This window comes from Litoreibacter halocynthiae (assembly GCF_004365635.1).
Classification (GTDB): domain Bacteria; phylum Pseudomonadota; class Alphaproteobacteria; order Rhodobacterales; family Rhodobacteraceae; genus Litoreibacter; species Litoreibacter halocynthiae.
This window is the reverse complement of the sequence record NZ_SOBH01000001.1, coordinates 1,400,300-1,421,309: the sequence shown is the minus strand read 5'-3', so window position 1 is coordinate 1,421,309 and position 21,010 is coordinate 1,400,300. Positions and strand designations below refer to the sequence as shown.

Genomic DNA, 21,010 nt, shown 5'->3' with positions numbered 1-21,010 from the left:
CTCACTTAGACGTTTTCCTCAAGCCAATGCTCCAGCCAGTGAATGTTGTATTCACCTGTTTGCACGGCGTCTTCTGCCAACAGCGCATGGAACAACGGGGTCGTGGTGTCGATGCCATCCACGATCAATTCACCCAACGCGCGGTGCAATCGCGCCAAAGCGGCGGGGCGGTCGGGGGCGTGAACAATTAGCTTGCCGATCAGGCTGTCATAGTAAGGCGGGATCGAATAGCCGTCATACAGCGCCGAGTCCATCCGCACGCCAAGCCCGCCAGGGGCATGATATTGCGTTATTTTTCCGGGGCAGGGGCTGAAATTTGGCAGCTTTTCAGCATTAATGCGGACTTCAATGGCATGGCCGTTTACAACAAGGTCTTCCTGCTGGAAGGACATCGGCAGGCCAGCGGCCACGTTGATTTGCTCGCGCACCAGATCGACGCCGAACACGGCTTCGGTCACGGGGTGTTCGACCTGTAGGCGGGTGTTCATTTCGATGAAATAAAACTCGCCGTTCTCATACAGAAACTCGATTGTGCCCGCGCCTGCGTAGTCGATATTGGCCACGGCGTCGGCACAAATTTTACCGATCCGCGCGCGGGTTTCCGCGTCGATTGCGGGGCCGGGGGCCTCCTCGAACACCTTTTGGTGGCGGCGTTGCAGCGAGCAATCGCGCTCGCCCAAATGCACCGCACGGCCTTTGCCGTCGCCGAACACTTGAATTTCGATGTGGCGCGGTGTGGTCAGGTATTTCTCGATATAGACTTCGTCATTGCCGAAGTTGGATTTACCCTCGGCACGCGCGGTCTGGAAGGCGCTTTTCATCTCGCCCTTATTGGCGGCGACTTTCATCCCCTTGCCGCCGCCACCAGCGGTGGCTTTGATGATGACCGGATAGCCGATTTCATCCCCGATACGGTACGCATCTTCCAGTGAGCCCACTCCACCACCAGAGCCGGGGACGCATGGCACACCCAGCTTCTTCATGGTTTCGATGGCGGTGATTTTGTCACCCATGACGCGGATATGCTCGGCGGTCGGGCCGATGAATTTCAATCCGTGATCTTCGACGATCTGCACGAAACCCGCGTTTTCCGACAGGAACCCATATCCCGGGTGGATCGCTTCCGCGCCGGTGATTTCGCAGGCCGAGATGATGGCGGGGATCGACAGATAGCTTTCGGTGCTGGAGGGCGGGCCGATGCAGATGGCCTCGTCCGCCATACGCACATGCATCGCGTCACTGTCGGCGGTCGAATGCACGGCAACGGACTGGATGCCCATTTCGCGGGCGGCGCGAATGACACGCAGGGCGATCTCGCCCCGGTTCGCGATAAGGATTTTTTTAAACATGGAGGATTACTCCACGATCATCAGCGGCGCGCCGAATTCCACCGGTGTGCCATCCTCGACCAGCACGCGTTTTACGGTGCCGGATTTCGGGGCAGGGATGTGATTCATGGTTTTCATCGCTTCGATGATCATCACGGTCTGACCTTCTGTGACCTTGTCGCCGACGGCTGCGAATGGGGGTGTGCCGGGTTCGGCTTGAAGGTAGCAGGTGCCCACCATGGGCGAGGTCACGGCACCGGGGTGCTGTGCAGGATCGTCGTCGTCGCCGGATGCGGCGGGTGCAGCAGCGGCCGGCGCTGCGGCGGCAGCGGCGGGTACGGCAGCGGCGACAGGGGCGGCGGCAACCGATTGTTGCACCACATTCACCTGCTTGGAGACGCGCACGTTCAGGCTGTCGTCTTCGCCATATTCGCGCTTCACCTCAAGTTCGGTGAGGTCGTTGCTTTTCAAAACCTCGGCCAGCGCCTTCACAAATGCGACGTCGCCGTCATGGGAGTTCTTTGCCATTTATCTAGTCCTCGACCCGTGTGCCGTTCTTACTTGCCGGTGATTGTCCGGTAATGCGGCTTTAAATTGACTTGAATGCTTATAGGCCAAGGCGGTTTAGGTGAAAAGCGATGAATTCATGCCAGCATATGCAGTTAGGGATCAAGGGAGGACGGTCGCGGGACCAACAGATCGACCCGCTCGCCCTTTGGTTGAGGCGGCTCGATTCCTTGCATGTTGCGCAGCAAGCTTTGCAACTCGTGCTGTTCACGGTCCCTTAACGGGCCGCGCGGATGCTGGTCGGGCGTGAATTGTGCCGCACCGGACGGTGCAACAGGCGTGACGGGTCGTGTTTGTGACTGCGGTGCGGGCGGCCCAATAAAGGGGCTTTCTGCGGGCTGTTCCCTGACGGGCAGGTGTTTCGTTGTGAACGGCATCAAGCCGGCCAAATGTTGAGAAAGTAGCATCATCGCTATGCCCTTCCAAAAGAGGAGCCCACCCGCAGACGACCGTGCGCTGCACGCCCTAATGACACGTTAACGATGCGCACGAAAAAAGGCGCAGTTCGAGTAAACTGCGCCTTAAATTCTGTGCGTCAAGCGGGCTTAGATCGCCAGATATTCCGCCCGCAGCGCGTCATTCTCCAGCACCTCTTCGGCAGAACCGTCGAAAACCACCGAACCGGTATCAAGGATCACCGCGCGGTCCGCCAGCTTCAGTGCAGCCACGGCGTTTTGCTCCACGATGATCGTGGTGATGCCTTGATCACGGATGATTTGCAGCGTCTTGGCGATCTCCTGCACGATGACGGGGGCAAGGCCCTCATAAGGCTCGTCCAGCAGCAGAACTTTGATGTCGCGGCACAAGGCCCGCGCGATGGCCAGCATCTGTTGCTCGCCGCCCGACAGGGTCACGCCCTCCTGCTTGCGGCGCTCGCCGAGGCGCGGGAACAGCTCATAGACACGCTCCAGCGACCAGCCAATCGGCGGGGCGATTTGTGCCAGTTGCAGGTTTTCCTCAACGGTCAGACCGGCAATGATGCGGCGATCTTCCGGCACCAAAGCGATGCCCGCCGCCGCTGCCTCATAGGATTGCATGCTGTGCAGCGGTTTGTGGTCCAGCCAGATTTCGCCATGTTGCAGTTGCGGATCACCCAAGCGTGCGATGGTGCGCAGGGTCGAGGTTTTGCCTGCCCCGTTGCGGCCCAGCAGGGCGAGGATCTCGCCCTCGTGGACGTTGAAGCTGACACCTTGCACGATGTAGCTTTCGCCGTAATAGGCTTCGATCTCCCAGACGGAGAGGAAGGCAGGGGCGGTCGCTGCGTTGTTGGCGTTCTTGTTGAAGTCGGGTTTTACATTCATGGGGCCAATCCTCAGACTTGGGCTTCACCCAGATACGCTTCGCGCACCTTGGGATGGCCTTTGATGTTTTCAGGGGTTTCTTCAACCAGCGGCGTGCCTTGGGCAAGCACGGTGATCCGCTCGGCCAACGAGAACACAACATGCATGTCGTGTTCGATGATCGCCATGGTGATGTCGCGCTTTTCCTTGATCTCTTTCAGCAGGTCGATCGTGTTGTTGGTGTCGGCGCGCGCCATGCCTGCGGTCGGCTCGTCGAGCAGCAGCAGCTTGGGTTCTTGGACAAGGCACATGGCCATTTCCAAGCGACGTTTGTCACCGCGCGACATGCTGGAGGCCGTCATGTGACGCTTGTCGAGCATTTTGACGTCTTCAAGGATGGCCTCAGCCGTTTCCTTGATGTCGTTTTGCCCACGAACGGCGTTTAGGGCATTCAGCTTGAACGACCCGTCCCGTGCCGCGAAGCAGGGGATCATGACATTCTCGAACACCGTCAGCTCTGCGAAGATTTCCGGTGTCTGGAACACGCGGGAAACCCCCATCTGGTTGATTTCATGCGGCTTGCGGCCCAGCAGGGATTGGCCTTGGAAGGTCACCGACCCCGTGTCAGGGATCAGTTTGCCCACAAGGCAGTTCAGCAGCGTGGATTTACCCGCCCCGTTGGGGCCGATGATGGCGTGGACGGTGTTTTCCGCCACACTCAGGTTTACATCGGATAGTGCTTGCAACCCGCCGAAGCGTTTGCCGACATTTTTGATCTCTAGGATTCCCATGTCATTCGCTCCTTATTCAGCAGGGGTGGTGTCAGAGGCGGCAGGGGCGTCGTCTTCCGCCTTCTTGCCACGGATTTTGCGGGCAATTTTCTGGCCGCCTTCAACCAACCCACCGGGCAGGAAGATCACTATAGCCATGAACATCAGACCCAGCGTCAGGTGCCAGCCTTTGCCCACAAATGGGTGGACGATGGCGATCAGGAAGTCCTCGATGCCGTCGGGCAGGAAGGCAAACCACTGGTGCAGCACGGTGTCGTTGATCTTCGAGAAGATGTTCTCGAAATACTTGATGAAACCGGCACCAAGGACGGGGCCGATCAAGGTGCCTGCACCTCCAAGGATGGTCATCAAAACAACCTCGCCAGACGCGGTCCATTGCATCCGCTCGGCACCGGCCAGCGGATCCATGGAGGCCATCAGACCACCTGCAAGACCGGCATACATGCCGGAGATTACGAAGGCCGCCAGCGTGTAGGGGCGCGGGTTCAGACCGGTGTAGTTCAAGCGCGTCTGGTTGGTTTTGATAGCCTTCAGCATCAACCCGAACGGCGAGCGGAAGATGCGGATGGCGAGGTAGAACATCCCCAGCATGATCAGCGCGCACAGGTAGTAGCCGGTGTTGAAGTCAAAGCTCCACGCGCCCGCGTCCAGCGTGTAGGTAGACTGCATTTCCTGCCCGAACAGATGCGGGATATTTGGCATCGCGTCGGAGTGGAAATATTGCGGATCGGAGTTGTAGACTTGCAAGCCTGTCTCGCCATTGGTCAGCGGTGTCAGCACCGAGTAGGCGAGTGCAAACGACATCTGCGCGAAGGCCAGCGTCAGGATCGAGAAGTAGATGCCCGACCGCCGCAGCGAGATATAGCCGATCAGCAAGGCGAACAGGCCCGATGTGATGACCGACAGAAAGATGCCAGGCAGGATGTTATAGCCCAGCAGCTTGAACATCCACACGGCGGAGTAGGAGCCTATGCCAAGGAAGGCCGCGTGGCCGAAGCTGAGGTATCCGGTCAGCCCGAACAGGATGTTGAACCCGATGGCGAAGATGCCAAAGATCACGAAGCGCTGCATCAGGTCGGGATAGCCCGCGTTGAACTGCGCCATCGCCGAGTCCGCAGGGAACGGGTTCAGGATGAAGGGAGCACACATCGTCAGAATGGCAACGATGATGAGCAGGGAGGTGTCTTTCTTTTCGAGACCTAGCATTGTCTTAGTCCTCCATCACGCCCTTGCGACCCATAAGGCCACGGGGACGTACCAGCAGAATGATAATTGCAACGAGATAGATGATGATTTGGTCGATACCCGGCAGGATCTGCTTGATTTCGTTCATCGACGAGAAGCTTTCGAGGATACCCAGCAGGAACCCTGCGAGCACGGCTCCGGGCAGTGAACCCATGCCGCCGACGACGACCACCACGAAGCTCAGGACAAGGAAGTCCATGCCCATATGGTAATTGGGCGAGTTGATGGGGGCGTACATGACCCCCGCCAGCCCCGCCACCGCGGCCGCTATCCCGAACATGATGGTGAAGCGGCGGTCGATATTGATGCCCAGCAAGCCCACGGTTTCGCGGTCTGCCATACCGGCGCGGACGACCATGCCGAAGGTGGTGAATTGCAGGAAGCCGAAGACGGCAGCGATAATCAGGGCGGCGAAGAAGAAGTAGACCAAGCGCCAGTAGGGGTAGATGACCACATTCGGATCAAACCCCAGCAGCGTGCCGAAATCAAACGAGCCTCTGAACGCGTCAGGGGCAGGGGTCGGGATCGGGTTCGCGCCGTAGAATTGCTTGATGACCTCTTGAATGACGATGGCAAGGCCGAAGGTCACAAGGATCTGGTCCGCATGCGGACGCTTGTAGAAGTGCTTGATCAGGCCGCGTTCCATAATGTAGCCGACACCGATCATGATCGGGATGGCAAACAGAATAGCGAGCGGCACAGACCAGTCGATGATCGAGCTTCCAAGCTCCGGGCCGAACCAGCTTTCGATATAAGGTGTTTTGATCTTTGCGGGATTGCCAAGAAAGTCGGTCTTGGTCGGGTCGATCGTCTCGAAGGACAGCGACAGGATTTTTTGCAGCGTCACCGCGCAGAAGGCACCCAGCATGAACAACGCCCCGTGGGCAAAGTTCACCACGCCGAGCGTGCCGAAAATCAGGGTCAGGCCCAAGGCAATCAACGCATAAGCGGAGCCTTTGTCCAAACCGTTCAATAATTGAAGAATGATTACGTCCATCGTTCCCGTCTCGCCTGTTGGGGTGATCTTGCCAAAACCTGTGCCGCGCGTGCGGCCCAAGTGGGCAGGGGGTGCTTTGAGCCTGCTCCTTTGTAGAAAGGAACAGGCTCTGAGCTTTTTGTCGTCAGATCAGCTTATGCGCCGGGGTTGCACTTGCCCAACTCGCCACCGGCGAACATTGGGTGGTCAACCGCGTATTCAACCTGTGCACGTGGTGTGATTTCCACGATTTCCAGAAGGTCGAACTCGGATGTCGGGTTGTCTTTACCCTTCACGACCAGCACGTCTTTGAAGCACTGGTGATCATCCGCACGGTATTCGGTAGCACCGTTGCCAAGGCCATCGAACTTGAAGCCTTCGAGGGCTTCGACAATGCCGCATGGGTTGAACGTGCCGGCACGTTCCGCCGCATCCGCATAGAGCATGGTTTGCACGTAGCATGTGTGCGCTGCCTGCGAGGGTGGGAAGCCGTACTTTTCGCCGAAGGACTTAACGAACGCTTTGGAGCCTTCGTCGGTCAGCGACCAGTGCCAGTTGGTGGACCCGAAGATGCCTTTAACGTTTTCGCCAGCACCTTTTGCCATCAAGCGGGAATACAGCGGAACAACGATTTCGAAGTTCTTGCCGTTCACCTGCTTTTCACGCAGGCCAAACTGCACCGCGGATGTCAGCGAGTTCACCATGTTCCCGCCGTAGTGGTTCAGAACCAGAACGTCAGCGCCGGAGTTCAGAACCGGAGCAACGTAGGACGAGAAGTCGGTCGTTGCCAGCGGTGTCAGCACGTTGTTCGCAGTCTTCCAGCCCATAGCCTCGGTTGCGGCTTGGATGGATTCCTGCTGTGTCCAGCCCCATGTGTAGTCAGCTGTCAGGTGATAAGCAGTCCGGTCGGAGCCGTAACGTGCTTGCAGCACTGGTGCCAGAGCAGCAGCAGACATGTAGCCGTTAAAGAAGTGGCGGAAGCCGTTGGCTTTCTTGTCTTTACCGGTGGTGTCGTTGGAGTGGGTCAGACCCGCCATGAAGATCACGCCAGCTTCTTGGCACAGACCTTGAACAGCCACAGCCACGCCGGAGGACGAACCACCAGTGATCATGATTGCGCCGTCTTTTTCGATCATCGACTTTGCCGATGCGCGAGCTGCGTCAGATTTGGTTTGCGTGTCGCCTGTGACGAACTCGACTTTCTTGCCGAGGATGCCGTTGCCTTGCAGGGCTTTGGACGAGAACGTGCTCATCATGCCGCCGTCGCCACCACCGTTCAGGTGCTCGACTGCCAGCTCGTATGCGCGCAGCTCGTCTGCACCCTCGTCGGCGTATGGGCCGGATTGTGGTACGTTGAAGCCCAGCGTCACAGTGGAGCCGGTCGGTGCGTTCAGGTAGCCGGAATGGGCATCGGCCCAGACAGAGCCGTCAAAGAGTGTTGGTGCCGCCAGTGCGCCGCCTGCCATTGCAGACGTCTTGAGCAAGCCACGACGTGTGAAATTCGAATTGGACATTTAAATCCTCCCTAAGTGATTGTGGCCCCTCCTCCTCAGGGGAAGCCGTGGTCTGATTGTATCTCAGGCCTTCCCCAATATTGCGGAGGCGTCGTAAATCGCACAACAAACCATTGGGTTCGCTTTAAAAATTTGTAAACAAATGGACATTGCTTGCGCAGAAATTGTAAACTAATTTTCAACGCAGCGCGGAAAGCCTCTGGATTCGCTTAGGAAATAAAAGACCGGTCTGCCGCAAGGGAAGGATTCACGCATGCCAAAGTCTGCTTTGACCGGATCCAGAATCCGTGAACACCGGTTGATGCGAGGGATAAAGCAAGCTGATCTTGCGCGTGATATTGGCATTTCCGCCAGTTACCTCAACCTGATCGAACATAATCGCCGCAGAATCGGCGGCAAAACGCTGTTGGCCTTATCGGAAGCGTTGAAAATCGACCCCTCGACCTTAAGCCAAGGGGCAGAGCGCGCGGTGGTCACCGAATTGCAAGACGCAGCGGCATCAGACGCGGATGTTCCGGTGGAGCTCGATCAGATTGACGATCTTGTCGCGCGGTTCCCGGGCTGGGCGGCGAAGGTTACCGCACAGCACCGACGCCTCCGCGCGTTAGAGCAAACGGTGGGCGGGCTGAACGACCGGCTGACCCATGATCCTGTGTTGTCGGAACGCATGCATGAGGTGTTGTCGACGGTGTCCGCCATCCGCTCGACCGCCGCGATCCTTGTCGGAACGCCGGATTTGGGGACGGAATGGCAAGCGCGCTTTTATTCCAACATCGACACCGAAAGCCGCAGGTTGGCCGACAGCTCTGCCGCGATGGCGGCGCATCTGGACAACCTGTCGCGCAAGGACACCAGCACGGCGACGCCGCTGGAAGTCGTGTTCTCGGCCTTTGATGGGCGTGGTCACCATTTGCGCGAACTTGAAGAAGGGGGCGACCCCGAAGCGTTCGCCGCGCAAATGTCCGAAATTGACAGCACGGCAGCGCGGACGCTGGCGGCGGCGTATTTCAGGACCTACAGCGCCGACGCGAAAGCCATGCCGCTGGAGATATTCGAGCCGGCGGCCCACGAGATGAAGTTCGACCCGGCGGCCTTGGCGGCGCGCTTCGGCGTTCCACTGGAAGCCGTCTTTCGCCGTCTTGCCAGCTTGCCCCGCGGGGCAACGGTTCCGGATATCGGCTTGGTAAGCTGTGACGCGGCAGGGGCGTTGCTGGTGCGCAAGTCGCCCTCCGGACTGGCGCTTCCGTGGTTCGGGGCGGGGTGTCCGCTTTGGCCGCTCTATGCCGCACTCAGCGCGCCGGGTGTGCCGATCCGCCGCATCATCGAGGGCGAAGACGGCGCGCGGTTCACCGCGATGGCGCTGGCTCACCCGTCCGGCCCGCTGCGTTTTGACCGCCCGCCCGTATATCATTCGATCATGCTGCTGATCGCGCAGGACGACGCGACGGGCGAGGCGGCAATTCCCGTGGGCAGTTCGTGCCGGATTTGCGCGCGAAGTGACTGCGATGCACGGCGCGAGCCGACAGTTTTAACGCATGGCTGACGCAGCGGCGTTTTGACAACGGATGAAAATGGGGCCTAATGGGGGAACACGGCCAAACTTGGGGAGGGGTAAGGCGCATGTCAAAGACCGTTTTGCTCGTCGAGGACGAGCCGAACATCATCGAAGCAATCAGCTTTTTGCTGGAACGTGACGGCTGGACGGTACGTATCCATTCACAAGGTGATGATGCGGTCGACGCCGTGTTGCGGGTAGCCCCTGATGTGCTGGTGCTTGATGTGATGCTTCCGGGACGCAGCGGGTTTGATATATTGCGGGACCTGCGCAGCAACGCCGCGACCAAGGGCCTCCCGATCCTCATGCTCACGGCCCGTGGCCAAACCAAGGACCGCGAATTGGCCGAGAGCTACGGTGTGAGCCACTTTATGACCAAGCCGTTCTCCAATGACGAAATGCTTGGCAAGGTGCGCGACCTCTACACTGCCTCTGCTGACAAGCCCTAAGTGCGTTGATGCCCGAACCAGACGAGCCAAAGGGTCAGGGCCGCCGCCGCATCGGACTGACCGCCACCAGCCCAAACTCCCGCACGCTGTTTCTGGAGCGGCGCGTTTACCAACGCCGCCGCCTGATCGACGCCGCTAAGTTGCTACCCATCGTCGGGCTGTTCCTGTTTGTGGTGCCCGCGCTGATCCTCGGCACCCCCGGCGAGGAAAACGCCACGGGCACAACGGCCTTACGCTTGATCTATTTCTTCTTCGTCTGGGCCTGCCTGATCGCCACCTGCGCCACGATTGCGCGCGGGTTGGCAGGGGCGGACGATCCGGGAGGCGACAAGGGCAAGGCTGACGAGGACCAAGCCTGATGGTCAGCTTCAACATTCTCATCACGGTTGCGGTGATCTACACCATGCTGCTGTTCGGCGTTGCGTTTTATGCAGACCAGCGGGCGCAGCGCGGCCCGTCGCGCTGGCTGCGTTCGCCTTGGACCTACACGCTGTCACTCAGTGTCTATTGCACGGCGTGGACATTCTACGGTGCTGTCGGTAACGCCGCGCGGTCGGGGCTGGAGTACCTGACGATCTATCTTGGCCCCACCTTGGTGTTCCTTGCGTGGTGGTGGTTGCTGCGCAAGCTGGTGCGTATCGGCAAGGCGGAGCGGATCACCTCCATCGCCGACATGATCTCCAGCCGCTACGGTAAATCGCCGACAATCGCGGTGATCGTCACCGTGCTCGCCATTGCAGGAACCACGCCCTATATCGCGCTGCAATTGCAGTCGGTGACGCTGTCGGTGGCCGTGTTCACCGAGTTCCCGACGGGCAACGGCGGCGGCTCCGACCTGAACGCCACCGCGTTCTGGCTCTCGGCGGGGCTGGCGCTGTTCACCATCTTCTTCGGCACCCGAAATCTTGACGCCAACGAGCGGCACCACGGCGTGGTGACCGCCATCGCGCTGGAAGCCATCGTCAAATTGGTGGCTTTGCTGGCAGTGGGCATCTTCGTGGTTTGGGGCGTGTCCGGCGGAGTCAACGAGACCCTGCGCGCGATTGATGCCAGCCCCGTGGCCGATTGGCAGCCAAGCCCCAGCCGCTGGACTTCGATGATCTTCTTGTCGGCGGCGGCAGTGATCTGCCTGCCGCGCATGTTTCAGGTGTTGGTGGTCGAAAACGCCGACGAGCGGCATTTGCGCACCGCCGTTTGGGCCTTTCCCACCTACATTCTGGCGATGAGCCTGTTCGTGCTGCCCATCGCGGTGGTCGGCCTGGCGGTCATGCCCGAAGGTTCCAACCCCGACCTGTTTGTGCTGACCCTGCCGCTGGAACTGGGGCAGGAGGGGCTGGCCCTGCTGGCGTTCCTTGGTGGTTTTTCGTCGGCCACGTCGATGGTCATTGTCGCCTCCATTGCACTGGCGACCATGGTGTCGAACCATATCGTCGTGCCGATCTGGCTGAATACCCGCCCCGCAGGCGCGTCGATGTCCGGCGACATGCGTCAGGTCGTACTGCTGTCGCGCCGCTTGTCCATCATTGCCGTGCTCGGGTTGGGCTACGTCTATTATCGGACCACGGGCGGCTCCGCCGCACTGTCAGCCATCGGTCTGGTGAGCTTCGCAGGTGTTGCACAGGTGGTGCCGGCCCTGATCGGTGGATTGTTCTGGCGCGGGGCCACACGCAAGGGCGCGATTGCGGGCCTTCTGGTGGGCTTCGGTCTGTGGATTTACACTTTGTTTATGCCAGCGATCGGTGCGTTCCCCAGCTCGATGCTGTTGCACGGATTGTTTGGGGCAGACATGCTGCGACCGCAGGCTTTGATGGGGTTCACGGATATGGACCCGCTGGTCCACTCGATCCTGTGGTCGATTTCGCTGAACACGCTGGCCTTTATCATCGTGTCGCTGGTGTCCTTCCCGACCCCGATGGAGCGCCTTCAAGGGGCCGCCTTCGTCAATGTGTTCGAGCGTGGCGACGGCGCGGTCTCCCCCATCGGCGGTCAGGCAGAGACGGAAGACCTGCTGGTCATGTCGCAACGCCTGCTGGGCGCGCGGGAGGCCCAGACCTTGTTCCAGCGCGAGGCCACGCGGCAGGGCAAGGCGGGCTATCTGCCAGACCCGACACCTGATTTCATCACCCTGCTGGAGCGCGAACTTGCGGGCTCCGTCGGCGGGGCCACGGCCCACGCGATGATTGCGCAGATCAACGGGCAAACCTCGATCACCGTGCGCGACCTGCTGGCGGTGGCGGATGAGAGTGCGCAGATGCTGGAATATTCCAGCCAGTTGGAAGCGCAATCGCGCGAGCTGGAGCAAACAGCGCGGAAACTGCGTGAGGCCAACACCAAGCTGACGGCGCTGTCGGTTCAAAAGGACGCGTTTCTCAGTCAGGTGAGCCACGAGCTGCGCACGCCAATGACCTCAATCCGGTCGTTCTCCGAGTTCCTGATGGAAGGTGGCATGGACGAGCAGGCGCAAGCGCGCTCCGCCGGAATTATCCACGAGGAAAGCATCCGCCTGACCCGACTGCTGGATGATCTGCTGGATCTTAGCGTGTTGGAGAACGGGCAGGTGGTTCTGAACGTGCAGACCGCACGGTTGAGTGACCTGTTGGACCGCGCTGTGTCCTCCGCAGGGGTCGGGTCCTCCAAGCCGGACGGGCTTGAAGTGATACGCACTGCCGAGGACGAAGGCGTGCTTTTGAAAACCGACACGGACCGGCTAACGCAGGTGTTCATCAACCTGATTTCCAACGCGCAGAAATACTGCGTCACGGACACTCCGCGCTTACGGATCGTGGTGACCCGGTCTCAAGACAGCGTAGACATTGACTTCATCGACAACGGGCTGGGCATTTCGCCAAAAGACGCGACCGTGGTGTTCGAGAAATTCGTGCGCCTGACCGATCAGGCCTCCGCGGGAAGCGCGGGGCTCGGCTTGGCGATCAGCCGCGAGATTATGCTGCGCCTGGGCGGCTCACTGGATTATGTGCCGGGTCAGGGCGGCGCCGCCTTCCGTGTGCAATTGCCGCTGGTCTGGGTTGAACGGGTGGGGTGAGATTTTTCTGCAAATGGGTCGATCCGGTTAATCAAATCGCAGCATCTTGCGGGTCATTTTACGCAGGACCAAACCAAGAACATGCAGGCAGGCACTTTGACCGGATCCAACACCGCATTGGCACTTATGGTGCGCCCCAGTAAGCCCAAACGTGGCGCGAGCCATGTTTTGCTGGAAGATATCGCCGACACGTTGTTTCGCGGCCCTGCGAAGACGGGTCATGGTATCGACCTTCTGATCCGCAATGCACAGGCACAAAGCCTTCCGCAGGCCAGCGCGCTGTCGCGGCTTCCCGACATTGCGGTACCCCATATTCTTGAGGGGCCGGATGGTGTGACGGGGTTGCTGGTCTTCGATGGCGTGCTGGTGGATGCCTTGATCGAACAGCAGACCTTGGGCCGGATTTCATCTGCGCCGCGGGTGGACCGGCCGGTGACGGCCATTGATGCGGCGCTGAGTACGGGGTTTGCAAATTCGGTGACTAGCAAGCTGGCGGAACTGGTGGAGGACCGCCGCGATGCCTCCGCTCTCGCGGGCTTTGCCTGCCGCGCAACCCAAACAGACCGTGCGGCGCTTAGTTTGGTGATGTCTGCCAAGGCCTATGACGTGTTGCAGATGGATGTTGATCTTGGCCCAGGCCTGAAAACGGGGCGGGCGCTTTTGATGTTTCCGGCCGCCACTGTCGACGCGATGCCGAAGCGGAAACAGGTAAATCCGGACATGGTCGCGGTCTTGCAGGACAGCCCGCTGCATTTGTCGGCATTTCTGCCAGCGGTTCCATTGCAGGTCAGAGCGCTGCTGGATTTGGAGGAGGGCGCGGTCATTGCCCTACCGGACGGGATCCTTGCGCGGACCCAGCTGCGGGATCGCCGCAAGACGCTGCTCGGGAAAGGGCGTTTGGGGCAGTTGAACGGTCGCCGCGCCATCCGTCTGGATGGATCGCCGCACATGCGCGCGCAGCCCTTGGAGGCACAGACAAAACCGACGCAGATTACGGCTGACGGCGCGTGGCCGCCAGAGTTGGAGATCACTGCGGAAAGCATGGTGCACGAGCAAGGGGCTCCAACGGGCGCCCCGAATGCAGAGGATGCGGTGCCGGAACTGGCCGCGTCCTCCTGATCAACTGAAAAAGGCACCCGCAGGGGGTGCCTTTTCCGAACTCTTGGCGCTGGACTTAGCAGCTGTAGTAAAGCTTGTACTCGATCGGGTGTGGCGTGTGCTCATAGGCATAAACCTCTTCCCACTTCAGCTCCATATAGCCCTCGATCTGCGACTTGGTGAAGACGTCACCGGCCAGCAGGAACTCGTGATCTTCTTCCAAAGCTTGCAGCGCTTCGCGCAGGCTGCCGCACACAGTCGGGATGCCCGCCAGCTCTTCGGGGGGCAGATCGTAAAGGTCCTTGTCGGATGCGGGGCCGGGATCAATTTTGTTCTTGATGCCGTCGAGGCCAGCCATCAGCAATGCCGCAAAGCACAGATATGGGTTCGCTGCCGGATCGGGGAAGCGGGCCTCGACGCGCTTGGCCTTGGGGGATTCGGACCACGGGATACGCACACAGCCGGACCGGTTACGGGCGGAGTATGCGCGCAGAACCGGAGCTTCGAATCCCGGGATCAGGCGTTTGTAGCTGTTGGTCGCAGGGTTGGTGATCGCGTTCAGCGCCTTGGCGTGTTTCAGGATGCCACCGATGAAATACAGCGCCTCTTTGGACAGGTCGGCATATTGGTCGCCCGCAAAGATCGGCTTGCCGTCTTTCCAGATCGACATGTTCACGTGCATACCGGTGCCGTTGTCGCCTGCAATCGGTTTCGGCATGAAGGTCGCCGATTTGCCGTAGGCATGCGCCACATTGTGGATCACATATTTGTATTTTTGCAGCTCGTCCGCTTGATGTGTCAGCGAGCCGAAGATCAGGCCCAGCTCGTGTTGACAGCTGGCAACTTCGTGGTGGTGCTTGTCGACCTTCATGCCCATGCGCTTCATGGTGGACAGCATTTCAGACCGCAGGTCTTGCACCGCGTCGGTGGGGTTCACAGGGAAGTAGCCGCCCTTGATGCCCGGACGGTGGCCCATGTTGCCCATTTCGTACTCGGAGTCCGAGTTCCACGCCGCGTCTTGTGCGTCGACCTCGAAGGACACTTTGTTCATCTCGACCGAGAAGCGCACGTCGTCGAACAGGAAGAATTCAGCTTCCGGACCCCAGAAGGATTGGTCGCCGATGCCGGTGGTTTTCAGATAGGCCTCTGCCTTCTCGGCGGTGCCGCGCGGGTCGCGGTCATAGGGCTCCATCGTGTCGGGCTCTACCACGGTGCAATGAACACAGATGGTTTTTTCAGCGTAAAACGGGTCCATATAGGCCGAGGACGCGTCGGGCATCAGTTTCATGTCGGATTGTTCGATGGACTTCCAACCGGCGATGGAGGAGCCGTCGAACATGAAGCCTTCCTCGAGGAAATCCTCGTCGACCAGATCAGCCACGATGGTTACGTGCTGCAACCTGCCGCGCGGGTCGGTGAAACGGATGTCGACATATTCGACGTCCTCGTCCTTGATGGTTTTCAGCAGATCTTTGTTGCTCATCTGACCGTTCCTCTTTTATCAGTTAGCTAAGTGTTGGTTAAAGCGCGTCGTCGCCGGACTCGCCGGTTCTGATGCGAATGGCTTGCTCCACGGTGGAGACGAAGATTTTGCCGTCGCCGATCTTGTCGGTCTTGGCGGCTTCGATGATCGCCTCGATGGCACCATCTAACTGGTCGTCGGCCAGCACGACTTCGATTTTCACTTTCGGCAGGAAGTCCACGACATATTCCGCGCCGCGATACAGCTCCGTGTGGCCTTTCTGGCGGCCGAAACCTTTGACTTCGGTGACGGAGAGGCCTTGGATGCCAAGCTCCTGCAGCGCTTCTTTCACTTCGTCCAGTTTGAACGGTTTGATGATCGCTTCAATTTTCTTCATCGCGGTCGGGCTCCCTTTGCTCGTCTTGAAACGGGTCAGACCACTTTCAATCGGCAGGGACAATTGGCAGACTGTAAAAGCGGCGCCGAACCGCCCGTGGGAAACATGCTCTGCCTAATTTTTGAGCAAAACGACGCGAAAGTGTGCGAAATGAAAACTACCGGTCAATCTGTGGTCATAACCAGCGACGAAATGCGGACGGTGGAGCAAGAGGCTATTGCGTCTGGACGCGTCACCGGATTGGAGCTGATGGAACGTGCGGGCAGGAGCGTCGTGGAGGCAATTTTTGAGGAGTGGCCCAGATTCCGCGACGGCACGCACCGCGCGGTGGTTTTATGCGGGCCGGGCAACAATGGCGGCGACGGCTTTGTCGTGGCGCGGTTGTTGAAAGAGGCGGGGTGGGATGTCCAGCTATTCCTTTTCGGGGATGCGACCGCACTGCCACCTGACGCCGCGACGAACTTTGAGCGATGGTTCGCTATGGGCGAGGTGGCGGATATAGAGCAGGCCTTGCATGTCGACTTTGACACCTGCGATCTGGTGGTGGATGCGCTGTTCGGCATCGGCCTGTCGCGCCCGATCACCGCGCCGGTTCTGCGGGACCTGTTCAAAGCTGTGTCACAGGCTGACAAACCCGCCCGCGTCGCGATCGACGTGCCGTCGGGATTGGACAGTGACACCGGAGTGCCACCGGACGGTGGGTCGGCCCTTCGGGCCGATCTGACGGTGACGTTTCACGCCTTCAAACCTTGCCATAAGATGAAGTCGTGGCCGGGCGTCCTTCCCGATTCTGCTGCGCTCGCCCGCTACACCGTCGTGAAGGATATCGGCCTATGAATTTAGAAATGACGCCGGATCGGATCAATCGCCTGCGAAAGCGCTCGGACCAGCACAAGTATAGCCACGGTTCCGTTTTGATACTGTCCGGCCCCGCAACCCGCACAGGAGCGGCGCGGTTGTCGGCAATGGCGGCTTTGCGCGTGGGGGCGGGGGTGGTGACGGTCGGCGCACCGCGCGATGCCTTGCCGGAATGTGCCGCACATTTGACGGGGATCATGCTGCGGGAGGTCTCAGAAGCGTTGGATCTGTCGCTGATCCTCGCCGAAGATCAAAGGATCAACGCGCTGTGCATCGGCCCGGGTTTCGGGCTGGAGGCTGCGAACGGTGCCACGCTAGGCGCCGCACTCGCCACGCAGCGCGCGGTGGTGCTGGATGCGGACGCATTGACCTTGATGGCGCAGGACCGCGATCTGTTCACTCAATTGCACGACGCCTGCGTGCTCACCCCCCATGCGGGCGAGTTTCGCAGGCTGTTTCCGGGCTTGGGCGAAGGCGACCAGCCCTTCACCTTGGATGAAAAGAAAGACGCCACCCAAAGGGCGGCGGATTTGTCGGGGGCTGTGGTGCTTTATAAAGGCGCGCAGACCACCATCGCGGCCCCCGGATGTCCTGTAGCTGTAATGGACACCACGTCCGAGCCAGCAGCAGCTTGGTTGGCAACGGCGGGGGCGGGCGATGTGTTGGCAGGGCTGATCACGGGCCTGCTGGCCAAGGGTTGCACGCCAGTGGAGGCGGCCGAGATCGGAGCGCTGCTGCATGCCATGGCCGCTGGTCACGCGGGGCCGGGGCTCATCGCCGAGGATTTGCCGCAGCAAATCCCGGGTCTCTATCGCGAATTGGGTGTGTAGTCTTTTGGCGGGGTGGGGCCTCCGTAAGAGAGGCCCCGCTGCCATATGCGGTGTAGCGAGGTCGTTGTTGTAGCCTTAGGCGGCGACGAAGACGTTCTCTGGATCGGCAGCTACTTCTGCAGCGAAATTGGAAATCACTTCAACGCCGTCAACGTAAAAGATTTCCTCTTCCTCGAAGCCCAGTTGATAAACTTCGTGGATGTCCAGCTCGGCCTCTTCGGCGATGTATTTGCCGTCGACCAATGTGTTGATGTTGACGATGACCATGTCGCGACCAAACAGCATCTCAGCGCGCCAGTCGCGGACCATGACCTCTTGGTCAGGAGCCATCAGCATGTCGGCGTTTGGACGGGAGAAACCAAGTGTCCCCTGACCCACGCGGATCGGGCGCATCATGTGGCGTTCCACGCGCAGCTCTTGCAAGGTGCGCATTCCGTTCCGTGTGACGATGCGGTCGCCAGCTTCAAGGCTGGAGATTGGCATATAGCCGCGCATTGTCAGGACCTGAGAGCCGCCCAGAAGGCCGCTGAGTTTGGTGATGGTGTCGTTTCCCCCACCGAAAGTCTTGTGCATGTTGGCAGACATGTGTTCGCTCCGAATGATTGGTTGCGTCTTTCGATGGTTAATTAATGAAATCCAAATAAGGCAGAAAATGGACACGACCCTGACCAGACCAAGGCCATGTCGCGATGAATCCGAGGCGAAGGGCCTGTGAGGTAAGGGTTGCCTTACCTTTTGGTGACCGAATGCGTGATTTTCGTCTCGCATCCCTTGGCGGGCTTTGCTACATGGGCGCGAAGCGGGCTTCGGAGGCGACTCCTTAGTCAGTAAAGTTATGCGGGTGTGGCGGAATGGTAGACGCACCAGATTTAGGTTCTGGCGCCGCAAGGCGTGGAGGTTCGAGTCCTCTCACCCGCACCATTATATATAAGGACGACTAATATGAAGGTCACCGAGACCCTGAACGAAGGCCTCAAGCGCGGCTACAATATCGTAGTCACTGCCGCTGAGATGGACGAGAAAGTAAACGAAAAGCTTCTCGAGGCTCAGCCCGAAGTCGAGATGAAGGGTTTCCGCAAAGGCAAAGTGCCTATGGCCCTGCTGAAAAAACAGTTCGGTGACAAGGTCATGGGTGAAGCGATGCAGGAAAGCATCGATGGTGCGATGTCCAAGCATTTCGAAGAATCCGGCGACCGCCCTGCGATGCAGCCTGAAATCAAAATGACCAATGACGACTGGAAGCCCGGCGACGATGTCGACGTGTCCGTCTCCTACGAAAAACTGCCGGAAATTCCTGATGTTGATCTGAAAAAAATCAAGCTGGAAAAGATGGTCGTGAAGGCTGAAGACAAAGACATCGACGAAGCTCTGTCGAACCTGGCCGAAAACGCTCAAAACTTTGACGATCGCAAAAAAGGCTCCAAGTCGAAAGATGGCGACCAAGTGACGATCGACTTCCTTGGCAAGGTCGATGGCGAAGCCTTTGAAGGTGGCGCTGCGGAAGACTATCCACTGGTTCTGGGCTCCAACTCGTTCATTCCGGGTTTCGAAGCACAACTGGTCGGCGTTAAAGTTGGCGACGACGTTGAAGTGAAGGTGGATTTCCCTGCGGAATACCAAGCTGAGCACCTCGCTGGCAAAGCTGCCGTGTTCGAGTGCAAGATCAAAGCGGTCAAGGAACCGAAAGCCGCCGAGATCAACGACGAGCTGGCCAAGCAATTCGGCGCCGAAGATCTGGCCGCGCTGAAAGCCCAAGTGGCAGAGCGTCTGGAAGCCGAGTTCGGTGGCGCATCCCGCGCAGTCCTGAAGCGCAAGCTGCTGGACGAGCTGGACAAGCTGGTGAAATTCGAGCTGCCTCCGACATTGGTCGAGGCCGAAGCAGGTCAAATCGCCCACCAGTTGTGGCATGAGGAAAACCCTGACGTTCAAGGTCACGATCACCCAGAGATCGAAACCACCGACGAGCACAAAGGTCTTGCCGAGCGCCGCGTGCGCCTTGGTCTGCTGCTCGCCGAGATGGGCCGCAAGAACGAGATCGAAGTCACCGACGCCGAAATGACCCAAGCGATCATGAACCAAGCCCGCCAGTACCCGGGTCAGGAACGCCAGTTCTTCGAGTTCATCCAGCAAAACCAGCAGATGCAGCAGCAAATGCGCGCGCCGATCTTTGAAGACAAGGTCGTCGACTATGTATTCGAGCTGGCAGACGTGAAAGAGAAAGAGGTCAAGAAAGCCGACCTAGAAAAAGCTGTCGAAGCTTTGGAAGACGACGCCTCTTAAGTCTCTGACAATAAGACTTTATTTAAGGCCGTCCTTCGGGGCGGCCTTTTTTGTTGCCCTGAAAGCGTACGGCCAATGTCCCAGCTTTTGCGCAGGATTGCTGAAATTTTGTCATATTTGGACGTCAGGGTGCGGGCAGGGAAAAGACAATTTAGGGAAATTTGCAATGAGCCTGATGGACTTCACGCTGGACGCACCGGACCAACAACAATCGGTTGATGTGACACGCACATCTGCGGGATACCGCGTTTGCGAGACCAAGCTTGAAGGCTGGCAGGTGCAGGTTGTCCGCGTGTTCATGGCGGCGATTTGCTTTGGCATGATGGCGGCAGGCGGAATGGTCTGGACGTTAACTGACACAAATTTCCCCGGTGATCCTGCAATCACCAAGGCAATTCTGTCGACTGCGATTTACATCGTGGCGGCGGCTCTGGTCGTGAACGGTGCCTTCGCCCAATCGCGCGACGAGGTCGAAATCGACCTGAAGGGCCGCGTGCTGCACATTATTTCTCGGGCCCCGTATGGCATCACGAACTCCCGCAAAACGCTTCGCTTCGAGGAGATCACCCGCATTGATCTGGCTGAAACCAGCCTGATGACCGAATTGCGCAGCGCGATCACCCGCCTTGACTACGGCACCATCAAGTTGAGCGCCCATGGTGGCCGCGCCTTCAAAATCGTCGGCGGCGACATGATGGATCTGGAGCCACTGTTGTCGCGCCTGCGTGGGGACACCGGCGTCGCGTAATTTCAGAAGTCATTTCTAGAATCTAACTGGCCGCTCCTTGTTTGGGGCGGCCTCATTCGTTCTGTGGGGTGATGTTCTCGCAGCGGTCATCCGGATGCAGAATCAGGGTTTCCTCAACTGAATCCAACTCGACCACGAACGGATCGGGGCTGTTTTCGGTCCGGTGGCTCATGATGGAGAGCAGCATGAAAGGGTTCAGCGTGTTCTTGGAGCGCGAGACATGCATGGTGATCGGCGCGCGACGTGCCAACAGCCCCATTAGCGCAAATCGGGAATAGGGTGCGGCGCTGATTGCGTGGTGTTCGCGCGTGAGCACTTGATTGCAGATGTCTTGATGAAGGGTTCTCTTTGAAAACAGGATCTTCCGCCGATCCCGTAGCGTCGCGCGATAGGTCGGGCTTGGCACCGCGGTGAGCGCGAATGTCATCTCGTCATAATCGAGCGTGCCGAAGGCGTGGCGGTCCAGCACCTGCTTTGCATCAGGACGCCAAGCGGTGACACGCCATCCGGCTTGATGCGCAAGAATTGCGGGTGGGGCGATGACCAAGACCGCGAACAGGCCAATCAGAAGGGCTTTCATCGGGCCAGT

At 59.1% G+C, this 21,010-nt stretch carries 21 protein-coding genes and 1 tRNA gene; 10 read left to right on the top strand and 12 right to left on the bottom strand.

Going from position 1 to position 21,010, the window contains the following annotated elements; all coding sequences use genetic code 11:
* Positions 1-5: 5 nt before the first annotated feature.
* The 8 genes from accC to BDE40_RS06870 form a co-directional block, all read right to left on the bottom strand.
* A complete protein-coding gene (accC, locus tag BDE40_RS06905; RefSeq protein WP_134013670.1) occupies positions 6-1,349 on the bottom strand; it encodes an acetyl-CoA carboxylase biotin carboxylase subunit in 1,344 nt (447 codons plus the stop codon).
* 6 nt (positions 1,350-1,355) lie between these two features.
* Positions 1,356-1,856, bottom strand: coding sequence for an acetyl-CoA carboxylase biotin carboxyl carrier protein (gene accB, locus BDE40_RS06900; RefSeq protein ID WP_134013669.1), 501 nt, complete (start codon positions 1,854-1,856; stop codon positions 1,356-1,358).
* A gap of 134 nt (positions 1,857-1,990) precedes the next feature.
* Entirely contained in the window at positions 1,991-2,305 is a 315-nt protein-coding gene (locus tag BDE40_RS06895; protein WP_134013668.1) for a hypothetical protein, read from the bottom strand.
* 135 nt (positions 2,306-2,440) lie between these two features.
* A complete protein-coding gene (locus tag BDE40_RS06890; RefSeq protein ID WP_073139187.1) occupies positions 2,441-3,196 on the bottom strand; it encodes an ABC transporter ATP-binding protein in 756 nt (251 codons plus the stop codon).
* An 11-nt stretch (positions 3,197-3,207) separates the two neighbouring features.
* Positions 3,208-3,966 (bottom strand): ABC transporter ATP-binding protein, encoded by a 759-nt coding sequence (locus BDE40_RS06885; protein ID WP_073139182.1) that lies wholly within the window; start codon positions 3,964-3,966, stop codon positions 3,208-3,210.
* A 12-nt stretch (positions 3,967-3,978) separates the two neighbouring features.
* Positions 3,979-5,172: a branched-chain amino acid ABC transporter permease gene (locus BDE40_RS06880; protein ID WP_134013667.1), complete on the bottom strand. Its 1,194-nt coding sequence runs from the start codon at positions 5,170-5,172 to the stop codon at positions 3,979-3,981.
* 4 nt (positions 5,173-5,176) lie between these two features.
* Complete coding sequence (locus tag BDE40_RS06875) at positions 5,177-6,208, bottom strand: branched-chain amino acid ABC transporter permease (protein ID WP_134013666.1); 1,032 nt, start codon at positions 6,206-6,208, stop codon at positions 5,177-5,179.
* 134 nt (positions 6,209-6,342) lie between these two features.
* A complete protein-coding gene (locus BDE40_RS06870; protein WP_134013665.1) occupies positions 6,343-7,701 on the bottom strand; it encodes a substrate-binding protein in 1,359 nt (452 codons plus the stop codon).
* Between the two features lie 253 nt (positions 7,702-7,954).
* Between BDE40_RS06870 and BDE40_RS06865 the strand changes: the two genes are divergently transcribed.
* From BDE40_RS06865 to BDE40_RS06845, 5 genes are all read left to right on the top strand, one after another.
* On the top strand, positions 7,955-9,244 hold the full coding sequence (locus tag BDE40_RS06865) for a short-chain fatty acyl-CoA regulator family protein (protein ID WP_134013664.1): 1,290 nt from the start codon (positions 7,955-7,957) through the stop codon (positions 9,242-9,244).
* Between the two features lie 77 nt (positions 9,245-9,321).
* A complete protein-coding gene (locus BDE40_RS06860; RefSeq protein WP_134013663.1) occupies positions 9,322-9,705 on the top strand; it encodes a response regulator transcription factor in 384 nt (127 codons plus the stop codon).
* Between the two features lie 8 nt (positions 9,706-9,713).
* Positions 9,714-10,064, top strand: coding sequence for a hypothetical protein (locus BDE40_RS06855; RefSeq protein ID WP_246030372.1), 351 nt, complete (start codon positions 9,714-9,716; stop codon positions 10,062-10,064).
* Positions 10,064-12,748 carry an ATP-binding protein gene (locus BDE40_RS06850; RefSeq protein ID WP_134013662.1) on the top strand — a complete coding sequence of 895 codons (2,685 nt, stop codon included), beginning with the start codon at positions 10,064-10,066 and terminating at the stop codon, positions 12,746-12,748. The genes BDE40_RS06855 and BDE40_RS06850 overlap by 1 nt, the downstream gene beginning before the upstream one ends.
* A gap of 81 nt (positions 12,749-12,829) precedes the next feature.
* On the top strand, positions 12,830-13,867 hold the full coding sequence (locus BDE40_RS06845; protein ID WP_134013661.1) for a FliM/FliN family flagellar motor switch protein: 1,038 nt from the start codon (positions 12,830-12,832) through the stop codon (positions 13,865-13,867).
* A gap of 55 nt (positions 13,868-13,922) precedes the next feature.
* Here the strand turns inward: BDE40_RS06845 and glnA are convergent, their stop codons facing one another.
* The gene (glnA, locus tag BDE40_RS06840) at positions 13,923-15,329 is read right to left on the bottom strand and encodes a type I glutamate--ammonia ligase (protein WP_134013660.1); all 1,407 of its coding nucleotides are present in this window, start codon (positions 15,327-15,329) and stop codon (positions 13,923-13,925) included.
* Positions 15,330-15,366: 37 nt separating this feature from the next.
* The gene (locus tag BDE40_RS06835) at positions 15,367-15,705 is read right to left on the bottom strand and encodes a P-II family nitrogen regulator (protein WP_089944888.1); all 339 of its coding nucleotides are present in this window, start codon (positions 15,703-15,705) and stop codon (positions 15,367-15,369) included.
* Between the two features lie 150 nt (positions 15,706-15,855).
* Here BDE40_RS06835 and BDE40_RS18525 point away from each other — a divergent pair, with 150 nt between their 5' ends.
* Both BDE40_RS18525 and BDE40_RS18520 read left to right on the top strand, forming a co-directional pair.
* Positions 15,856-16,542: an NAD(P)H-hydrate epimerase gene (locus BDE40_RS18525; protein WP_162848040.1), complete on the top strand. Its 687-nt coding sequence runs from the start codon at positions 15,856-15,858 to the stop codon at positions 16,540-16,542.
* Entirely contained in the window at positions 16,539-17,393 is an 855-nt protein-coding gene (locus BDE40_RS18520; RefSeq protein ID WP_134013658.1) for an NAD(P)H-hydrate dehydratase, read from the top strand. The genes BDE40_RS18525 and BDE40_RS18520 overlap by 4 nt, the downstream gene beginning before the upstream one ends.
* Positions 17,394-17,468: 75 nt before the next feature.
* Here the strand turns inward: BDE40_RS18520 and BDE40_RS06820 are convergent, their stop codons facing one another.
* Positions 17,469-17,978, bottom strand: coding sequence for a Hint domain-containing protein (locus BDE40_RS06820; protein ID WP_162848039.1), 510 nt, complete (start codon positions 17,976-17,978; stop codon positions 17,469-17,471).
* 252 nt (positions 17,979-18,230) lie between these two features.
* Between BDE40_RS06820 and BDE40_RS06815 the strand changes: the two genes are divergently transcribed.
* From BDE40_RS06815 to BDE40_RS06805, 3 genes are all read left to right on the top strand, one after another.
* Positions 18,231-18,314: transfer RNA gene (locus BDE40_RS06815), tRNA-Leu, on the top strand.
* Positions 18,315-18,335: 21 nt separating this feature from the next.
* Positions 18,336-19,673, top strand: a complete 1,338-nt coding sequence (tig, locus tag BDE40_RS06810) for a trigger factor (RefSeq protein WP_134013656.1) — start codon at positions 18,336-18,338, stop codon at positions 19,671-19,673.
* 166 nt (positions 19,674-19,839) lie between these two features.
* Positions 19,840-20,421 carry a hypothetical protein gene (locus tag BDE40_RS06805; protein WP_134013655.1) on the top strand — a complete coding sequence of 194 codons (582 nt, stop codon included), beginning with the start codon at positions 19,840-19,842 and terminating at the stop codon, positions 20,419-20,421.
* A gap of 52 nt (positions 20,422-20,473) precedes the next feature.
* On the opposite strand, the gene BDE40_RS06800 is transcribed toward BDE40_RS06805, so the two are convergent.
* A complete protein-coding gene (locus BDE40_RS06800; protein ID WP_134013654.1) occupies positions 20,474-21,001 on the bottom strand; it encodes a hypothetical protein in 528 nt (175 codons plus the stop codon).
* Positions 21,002-21,010 lie beyond the last annotated feature (9 nt).

Coding starts and splice junctions, on each gene's coding strand:
- BDE40_RS06835 (WP_089944888.1), bottom strand. CDS start 15,705: ATGAAGAAAATTGAAGCGATCATCAAACCGTTCAAACTGGACGAAGTG.
- glnA (WP_134013660.1), bottom strand. CDS start 15,329: ATGAGCAACAAAGATCTGCTGAAAACCATCAAGGACGAGGACGTCGAA.
- accB (WP_134013669.1), bottom strand. CDS start 1,856: ATGGCAAAGAACTCCCATGACGGCGACGTCGCATTTGTGAAGGCGCTG.
- BDE40_RS06870 (WP_134013665.1), bottom strand. CDS start 7,701: ATGTCCAATTCGAATTTCACACGTCGTGGCTTGCTCAAGACGTCTGCA.
- BDE40_RS06875 (WP_134013666.1), bottom strand. CDS start 6,208: ATGGACGTAATCATTCTTCAATTATTGAACGGTTTGGACAAAGGCTCC.
- BDE40_RS06805 (WP_134013655.1), top strand. CDS start 19,840: ATGAGCCTGATGGACTTCACGCTGGACGCACCGGACCAACAACAATCG.
- BDE40_RS06820 (WP_162848039.1), bottom strand. CDS start 17,978: ATGTCTGCCAACATGCACAAGACTTTCGGTGGGGGAAACGACACCATC.
- accC (WP_134013670.1), bottom strand. CDS start 1,349: ATGTTTAAAAAAATCCTTATCGCGAACCGGGGCGAGATCGCCCTGCGT.
- BDE40_RS06800 (WP_134013654.1), bottom strand. CDS start 21,001: ATGAAAGCCCTTCTGATTGGCCTGTTCGCGGTCTTGGTCATCGCCCCA.
- BDE40_RS18525 (WP_162848040.1), top strand. CDS start 15,856: ATGAAAACTACCGGTCAATCTGTGGTCATAACCAGCGACGAAATGCGG.
- BDE40_RS06885 (WP_073139182.1), bottom strand. CDS start 3,966: ATGGGAATCCTAGAGATCAAAAATGTCGGCAAACGCTTCGGCGGGTTG.
- BDE40_RS06860 (WP_134013663.1), top strand. CDS start 9,322: ATGTCAAAGACCGTTTTGCTCGTCGAGGACGAGCCGAACATCATCGAA.
- BDE40_RS06895 (WP_134013668.1), bottom strand. CDS start 2,305: ATGATGCTACTTTCTCAACATTTGGCCGGCTTGATGCCGTTCACAACG.
- BDE40_RS06890 (WP_073139187.1), bottom strand. CDS start 3,196: ATGAATGTAAAACCCGACTTCAACAAGAACGCCAACAACGCAGCGACC.
- BDE40_RS06855 (WP_246030372.1), top strand. CDS start 9,714: ATGCCCGAACCAGACGAGCCAAAGGGTCAGGGCCGCCGCCGCATCGGA.
- BDE40_RS06865 (WP_134013664.1), top strand. CDS start 7,955: ATGCCAAAGTCTGCTTTGACCGGATCCAGAATCCGTGAACACCGGTTG.
- BDE40_RS18520 (WP_134013658.1), top strand. CDS start 16,539: ATGAATTTAGAAATGACGCCGGATCGGATCAATCGCCTGCGAAAGCGC.
- BDE40_RS06880 (WP_134013667.1), bottom strand. CDS start 5,172: ATGCTAGGTCTCGAAAAGAAAGACACCTCCCTGCTCATCATCGTTGCC.
- BDE40_RS06845 (WP_134013661.1), top strand. CDS start 12,830: ATGCAGGCAGGCACTTTGACCGGATCCAACACCGCATTGGCACTTATG.
- tig (WP_134013656.1), top strand. CDS start 18,336: ATGAAGGTCACCGAGACCCTGAACGAAGGCCTCAAGCGCGGCTACAAT.
- BDE40_RS06850 (WP_134013662.1), top strand. CDS start 10,064: ATGGTCAGCTTCAACATTCTCATCACGGTTGCGGTGATCTACACCATG.